This is a genomic window from Clavibacter lycopersici (genome assembly GCF_003576405.1).
Lineage (GTDB): Bacteria > Actinomycetota > Actinomycetes > Actinomycetales > Microbacteriaceae > Clavibacter > Clavibacter lycopersici.
Genome location: NZ_QWGT01000150.1, coordinates 1 through 6,927, shown reverse-complemented (window position 1 = coordinate 6,927; position 6,927 = coordinate 1). Strand labels below are relative to the sequence as shown.

The following is a 6,927-nucleotide window of genomic DNA, read 5'->3' as shown; positions in this document are numbered from 1 at the left end:
GACCACCGAGACCGTCCACGCCGCAGGGGCCGCGGCCGCCGCGCCCCCGGGCGCCGGCTCCGCCGCGGGGCCCGGCACCACCCGCCGCGGCCGCTCCCTCTGGGTCGACTTCGCGATCCGCCGCGCCCTCGGGCTCGTCGGGACGCTCGTCGCGCTCGTCGTCCTGTCGTTCCTCATCGTGCAGCTCATCCCGGGCGATCCCGCGGTGGCGCTCGCCGGGGCGGACGCGTCGGTCGACGAGATCGAGGCGCTGCGCACGGAGCTCGGGCTCGACCAGCCCGTGCTCCAGCAGTTCGGGGCCTACGTGGCGCAGCTGGCGCAGGGCGACCTCGGGACCTCGTTCCAGTACCGGCAGCCCGTCGCGACCATCATCGAGAACCGGCTGCCGTTCACGGCGACCATCGCGCTCGTCGGGATCGCCGTCGTGCTCGTGGTCGCGGTGCCGCTCGGCATGCTGATCGGCGTCCAGACCCGCGGCGGCCGCCGACGCTGGCTCGACACGCTCTTCGGCACCGTCACCGGGTTCCTCGACTCGGTGCCCGGCTACGTGATGGCGACGATCCTCGTGGTGCTGTTCGCCCTCGGGGTCGGCCTCCTGCCCATCCTCCCGCCGGCCTACAACGCCCGCGCCGGGGCGGTGGCGTACGTGCTGCCGATCGCGGCGCTCGCCATCGGGCCGATCTGCACCATCAGCCGCGTGGTCCGCCGCGAGACGCAGGTCGTGCTCGAGGAGGACTACGTCCGCACCGCCCGCGGCTGGCGGCTCGGCGCGCTGCCGCTGCACCTCAGGTACGTGCTGCCCAACCTGCTGACCACGACGCTCACCCTGAGCGGCCTGATCCTCAGCGGCATGCTCGGCGGCGCGCTCATCATCGAGAGCGTGTTCGCCCTGCCGGGCCTCGGCACCGGGATCATCAAGGCGATCCTCGACCGGGACTTCCCCGTGATCCAGGGCATGGTGCTCGTCCTCGGGATGATCGCCGCGCTCGTCAACCTGCTCGTGGACGTGGCCCTCGGCCTCATCGACGCGCGCACGCTCGGAGGACGCCATGACTGACACGACCGCCGCCGCCGCGACCGCGGCCGCAGGACCCGCAGCGCCGGCACCCGGATCCACGCCCCGCCGCTTCCACTGGACGCCCGGCCTCGTCACTGGCCTCGTGCTCCTCGGCGCCGTGGTGCTCGTCGGAATCGTCGCGCCGATGTTCCTGCAGGAGCAGGCCGACACGATGGCCGAGCGCGCCGCGTCGCCCTCGGCCGCGCATCCGCTCGGCACCGACCAGGCCGGGCACGACATGCTCGCCCGCAGCCTCGTCGCCACGCGGCTCACGCTCGTGATGACGCTGGGGGCGACCGTGATCGCCGTGCTCGTCGGGATCGCCGCGGGCACCGCCGTCTGGCTGCTGCCGCGCCGGGCCCGCGAGGTGTGCCTGCGCGTCATCGACGCCATGGTCGCGTTCCCCGGACTGCTGCTCGCCCTCGTGGTGGCCGCGATCCTCGGGGCGGGCGCGGTGCCCGCCGTCATCGCGATCGGCGTGGCCGGCATCCCCACCTTCGCCCGGCTCACGGCGAACCTCGCGGCGCGGGTCTCGCAGCGCGACTACGTCTCCACGGCGCGCCTGCTCGGCGTCGGGAACCGGCGGATCGTGACCGACCACATGCTGCCGAACATGGCCGAGCCGCTCCTCGTGCTCGCCGCCTCCACGTTCGCGCAGTCCCTCACGGCCATCTCCGCGCTCTCCTTCGTGGGCCTCGGCGTGCAGTCGCCGCAGTACGACTTCGGGAAGCTGCTCAACGAGGCGCTGCCGTCGCTGCTCGCCGGACGACCCGAGCAGACCGTGGGGCCCGCCGTGCTCATCGTGGTGACCGGGCTCGCCGCGATGCTCGTGGGCGACGGGCTCGCGGCCGCCGCGGATCCCCGCTCGGGCCGCCGCGCGTCCGCCGCCTCCGTGCGCGGCGCCGGCACGACCCTCGTCCCCGGCCTCGACGCCATGGTGCGCGTGGAGGACCTCTGGGTCCGCACCGCCTCGGGCGCCCCGCTCGTGAAGGGCATCTCCTTCACGGTGGCCCGCGGGGAGATCGTCGGCATCGTGGGGGAGAGCGGATCCGGCAAGTCGCTCACCGCCATGTCGGTCGCGCGGCTCCTCGCCGACGGGCTCGAGGCGGAGGCGCGCACCATGCGGCTCGACGACGTCGACCTGCTCGGCCGCGTGGATCCGAGGGTCATGGCCCAGACCGTGAGCCTCGTCTACCAGGACCCCGGCAGCACCTTCAACCCGGCGCTCCGGCTCGGGACGCAGCTCACCGAGGTGCTGCGCACGCACCGCGGGCAGTCGCGATCCGCCGCCCGGTCGACCGTGCTCGACGCGCTCCGCCGCGTGCACCTCACCCTGCCCGAGAAGCGGCTGCGGCAGCACCCGCACGAGCTGTCCGGCGGGATGCGGCAGCGCGCCATGATCGCCGCCGCGCTGTCGGTCGACCCGAAGCTGATCATCGCCGACGAGCCCACCACGGCCCTCGACGTGACCGTGCAGGCGGAGATCCTCCGCGAGCTCAAGCGCCTCAACCGGGACACCGGCACGGCCGTCATGTTCATCTCGCACGACATCGGCGTGGTCCGCGCCCTCTGCGACCGCGTGCTCGTGATGAACGGCGGCGAGATCGTGGAGGAGATCGACGCGGACCGGCTCGACACGGCGACCGCCGTTCACCCCTACACGCGGGCGCTGCTCGCCGCGACGCCCAGCCTCACCGAGCGCGTGGGCGAGCTGCCCGTCGTCGACTGGCGGGCCGAGCAGGCGCGGGGCACCGGGGCAGCGACCGTCCCCGACACCGAGGAGGTGGCGCGATGAGCGCGCGGATCGACCGCACGGACATCCGCCCGGCCACCGGGTCCGACGCCCCCGGGTCCGACGCTCCGCCCATGCTCGAGGTCCGCGGCCTCGACGTCGTCTTCGGCACCGGATCCCAGGCGGTGCGCGTGCTGAAGGGCGTCGACCTCACGGTCGGCGCCGGCCGCACGGTCGGTCTGGTGGGCGAGAGCGGGTCGGGCAAGTCGACGCTCGCCAAGGCGCTCGTCGGCACGGTCACGCCGACCGCGGGCTCCATCCGCATCCAGGGCGTCGACACCGCGACGCTCGGCCGCCGCGACCGGGCCGCCATGCGCCGGCGCGTGCAGATGATCCCGCAGGACCCGTACTCCTCCCTCGACCCGCGCCGCACGATCGGGCAGGCGCTCGCCGAGGCGGTGGATCCGCGCCACCCCGACGTGCGCCGCCACCGCGCGACCATCGAGGAGTGGCTGCGTGTGGTGCGCATGCCCGCCGACGCGATCGACCGCTACCCGCACGAGTTCTCGGGCGGCCAGCGGCAGCGCATCGCCATCGCGCGCGGGCTCGTCGTGCGGCCGGAGTTCGTGGTGGCCGACGAGATCACCTCGGCGCTCGACGTCTCGGTGCAGGCCGAGATCCTCAACCTGGTGGCGCGGCTGCGGCGCGAGCTCGGCCTCTCGATGCTGTTCATCTCGCACAACCTCGCCGTCGTGCGGCACGTGAGCGACGACGTGGTGGTGCTGTACCGCGGCGACGTCGTGGAGCAGGGTCCGACCGAGCAGGTCTACTCCGACCCGCAGCACCCGTACACGCGGCAGCTCCTGGCCGCCGTGCCAGGCGCGCCCGGCTTCTCCATCGACTGACCGGGCGCCGGCCGCGCGTCGGCGCCCGTCCCATCCGCCATCCGAGAGGATCCCCATGTCCCGACCCCCCGCACCCGCGCTCACGGGAACGCGCCTCACCGGTGCGCGCCTCATCGACGGCACCGGGCGTCCGCCCGTGGACGACGCCGTGGTCGTCGTCGACGACGCCGGCGTCATCGCCTACGCCGGACCCGCAGCCACGGCGCCGCCCGCCGACGGCGCCCGCACGGTCGACCTCGGCGGCCGCACGCTGCTGCCGGGCTTCATCGACACGCACGTGCACCTCTCCATGGACAGCGCGGACGGCCCGTACCACCGCGTCGCGAACGACCCGGCGGTGCTCGCCTTCGAGACGGCGGACCGGATCCGCCGCACCCTCGACGCGGGCGTCACCACGGCGCGGGACCTCGGCGGCCTGAGCGCCGGGTACCGCGACGCCGTCGAGCGGGGCCTCATCCCGGGGCCGCGTCTGCACGTCGCCGTGAAGGTGATCAGCCACACGGGCGGGCACGGCGACTTCCACCTGCCGGGCGGCGAGATCCACACGCACACCGAGGCGATGTCGGAGATCGCGGACGGGGTCGACGAGGTGCGGCGGGCGACCCGGCGCATCGTCCGCGCGGGCGCCGACGTCGTCAAGATCTGCACCACGGGCGGCATGGGCAGCCCGCACGACGCCCCCGAGGACGAGGGCCTCCGCATCGACGAGGTGCGGGCGATCGCCGACGAGCTCGAGCGGCACGGCGGGAAGCCGCTGGCCGCGCACGCGCAGGGCACGGCGGGGATCCACGCGGCCGTGCTCGGCGGCGTCACGAGCGTGGAGCACGGCTACGGGATCGACGACGAGGCCATCGACATGATGGGCGAGCGCGGCACGTTCCTCGTGCCCACCCTCTCGACCGTCTTCATGGCGATCGACCGAGAGCGGATGGCGCCGTACCACTACGAGAAGAAGACCAGGTGGACGGGGATCACGAAGGTCAACGTCGCGCACGCCATCGAGCGCGGGGTGCGCATCGCGCTCGGCACCGACTCGGGCGTCGGCCCGCACGGGCAGAACCTGCGCGAGCTCGGCTGGATGGTCGGGCTCGGCATGGACCCCATGGACGCGATCGTCGCCGGCACCCGCACAGCCGCGCAGCTCCTCGGCATCGCCGACCGGGTCGGCACGCTCGAGGCCGGCCGCCTGGCGGACCTCGTCGTGACCGACGTCGACCCGCTCACCCGCATCGCCGACCTCGGCGACCCGCGCACCGTGCTCGTCGTGGCCCAGGCGGGCCGCGTCGTGAAGGACACCATCGGCCTCCTGGACCGCGACGCGGCCGGGGCCACCGCCGACCGAGAGACGAGGATCCCCGCATGACCGTCGACGCCACCACCGCCCCGCCCGCGCGCGCCGAGGGAGCGGCGGACGATCCCGCCCTCCGCGCCGCCGCCGCGGAGCTGCTGCCCGGTCTGCAGGAGCTGCGCCGCCGGCTGCACGCCGAGCCCGAGACCGGGCTCGTGCTGCCCGCGACGCAGGCTGCCGTGCTCGCCGCGCTCGAGGGGCTCGGGCTCGAGATCACGACGGGCACCCGGACGACCTCCGTGGTCGCGGTGCTCCGCGGCGGATCCCCGGGGCCGACCGTGCTGCTCCGCGGCGACATGGACGCGCTGCCCCTCGCCGAGCAGACCGGCCTCGACTACCAGGCCACCAACGGCAGCATGCACGCGTGCGGGCACGACCTGCACACGGCGGGTCTCGTCGGCGCCGCGCGGCTCCTGGCGGGCCGGCGGGACGAGCTCGCGGGCGACGTCCTCTTCATGTTCCAGCCGGGCGAGGAGAGCTGGGGCGGCGCCGAGATCATGATCGACGAGGGGCTGCTGGAGGCGTCGGGCTCGCTGCCCGTCGCGGCCTACGCGCTCCACGTCGGCCCGGGGGAGCGCGGCGTGTTCCAGTCGCGGCCGGGGCCCGTCATGGCGAGCTCGAACAGCTTCTACGCCACCTACCGCGGGGACGGAGGGCACGGATCCACGCCGTGGAAGGTCACCGACCCCGTGCCGGCGATCGCCGAGCTGACCCTGGCGCTGTCGACCATGGTCGCCCGGCGGACGAGCGTCTTCGACCCGGCCGTGCTCTCCGTGACGATGCTCAACGGCAGCGCCACGCGCAACGTGATCCCGGAGACGGCCGGCCTCGGCGCGACCGTGCGGGCGCACTCCGAGGGCGCGCTGGAGATCCTCGAGCGCGAGTCCGTGCGGCTCGCCGAGGGCATCGGCGACGCGCACGGACTCGCCACCACGGCGGAGTTCTCCCGGCACTACCCGCCGACGGTCAACGACGCCGACGAGATCGCCCGCGTCGAGGGCGCCGTCGCCGCCCTCTTCGGCGCGGACCGCTACGGGACGATGCCGCACCCGATGATGGGGTCCGAGGACTTCTCCTTCGTGCTCCAGCGCGTGCCGGGCGCGTTCGTGATGGTGGGCGCGTCGCCCGACGGCGTCGACCCGGCGTCGTGCGCGTCGAACCACTCGCCGTACGTGCTCTTCGACGACGCCGTGCTGGCCGACATGGCGACGCTGCTCGCGCACCTGGCGCTCACGCGGCTCGCCTGACGCGGATCAGCTCAGCGCGGGCGACGACCGACGTACGCCGTGCGGGTCCCGCGGAGGCCGAGGCCCGGGATCCGCGCGAGCGCGTGCGGGCCGTCCTCGTCGAGGAGCGCGTCGAGCGCCGCGCGGTCGTCCGCGTCCAGTCCGTCGGCGGAGCGGTCGCGGACGCGGGCCAGCCAGGAGCGTGCGTAGGGGAGCGTTGCGGCGGCGGCGACCGGATCCGCCGGGTCGGGGTCGACGGGGAAGGTGCGTGTCACGACGTCCACCAGCCCGGCGTCCCGCAGCCACGGCGCCCAGTCCGGGTGCGACGGACCGCCCGTGCCGCCGTGGGTGACCGCGTCGTCGAGGCGGTCCGCGAGGCCCGGGCGGCCGAGGCCGGGCCCCAGGTCGTCCGGCAGGAAGCGCGGCGGGCCGTCCATCTCCACGACGGCGAGGATCCCGCCCGGCGCGAGGCCGTCGCGGGCGCGCGCGAGGAGGCGGGCGGGGTCGGCGACCTCGTGCAGCATGAGCGATGCCCAGATCACGTCGGCGGGCGGCAGCGCGGGCCAGCCGGCGTCGAGGTCGGCGTGCACCGTGCGGATCCGGTCGGCGAGCCCGTCGACGACGGCGCGCTCGGCGACCCGGGCCAGCATGGCGTCGCT

Annotated in this window: 6 protein-coding genes; 5 read left to right on the top strand and 1 reads right to left on the bottom strand. The window is 74.9% G+C overall.

The features are described from left to right. The 5 genes from DZG00_RS10470 to DZG00_RS10450 form a co-directional block, all read left to right on the top strand. The coding region (locus DZG00_RS10470; protein ID WP_311135916.1) for an ABC transporter permease at positions 1 to 1,057 on the top strand (1,057 nt) is incomplete at its 5' end. Further along, entirely contained in the window at positions 1,050 to 2,852 is a 1,803-nt protein-coding gene (locus DZG00_RS10465) for a dipeptide/oligopeptide/nickel ABC transporter permease/ATP-binding protein (protein WP_119382187.1), read from the top strand. The genes DZG00_RS10470 and DZG00_RS10465, both read left to right, overlap by 8 nt. Further along, a complete protein-coding gene (locus DZG00_RS10460) occupies positions 2,849 to 3,694 on the top strand; it encodes an ABC transporter ATP-binding protein (RefSeq protein ID WP_119382186.1) in 846 nt (281 codons plus the stop codon). Before DZG00_RS10465 ends, DZG00_RS10460 begins: the two co-directional genes overlap by 4 nt. A 55-nt stretch (positions 3,695 to 3,749) precedes the next feature. Continuing rightward, positions 3,750 to 5,057 carry a metal-dependent hydrolase family protein gene (locus DZG00_RS10455; RefSeq protein WP_119382185.1) on the top strand — a complete coding sequence of 436 codons (1,308 nt, stop codon included), beginning with the start codon at positions 3,750 to 3,752 and terminating at the stop codon, positions 5,055 to 5,057. Further along, positions 5,054 to 6,289: a M20 metallopeptidase family protein gene (locus DZG00_RS10450; RefSeq protein WP_119382184.1), complete on the top strand. Its 1,236-nt coding sequence runs from the start codon at positions 5,054 to 5,056 to the stop codon at positions 6,287 to 6,289. The genes DZG00_RS10455 and DZG00_RS10450 overlap by 4 nt, the downstream gene beginning before the upstream one ends. A gap of 11 nt (positions 6,290 to 6,300) precedes the next feature. On the opposite strand, the gene DZG00_RS10445 is transcribed toward DZG00_RS10450, so the two are convergent. Then, positions 6,301 to 6,927 (bottom strand): class I SAM-dependent methyltransferase (locus tag DZG00_RS10445; protein ID WP_147359971.1); only part of this gene is annotated, 627 nt, incomplete at its 5' end.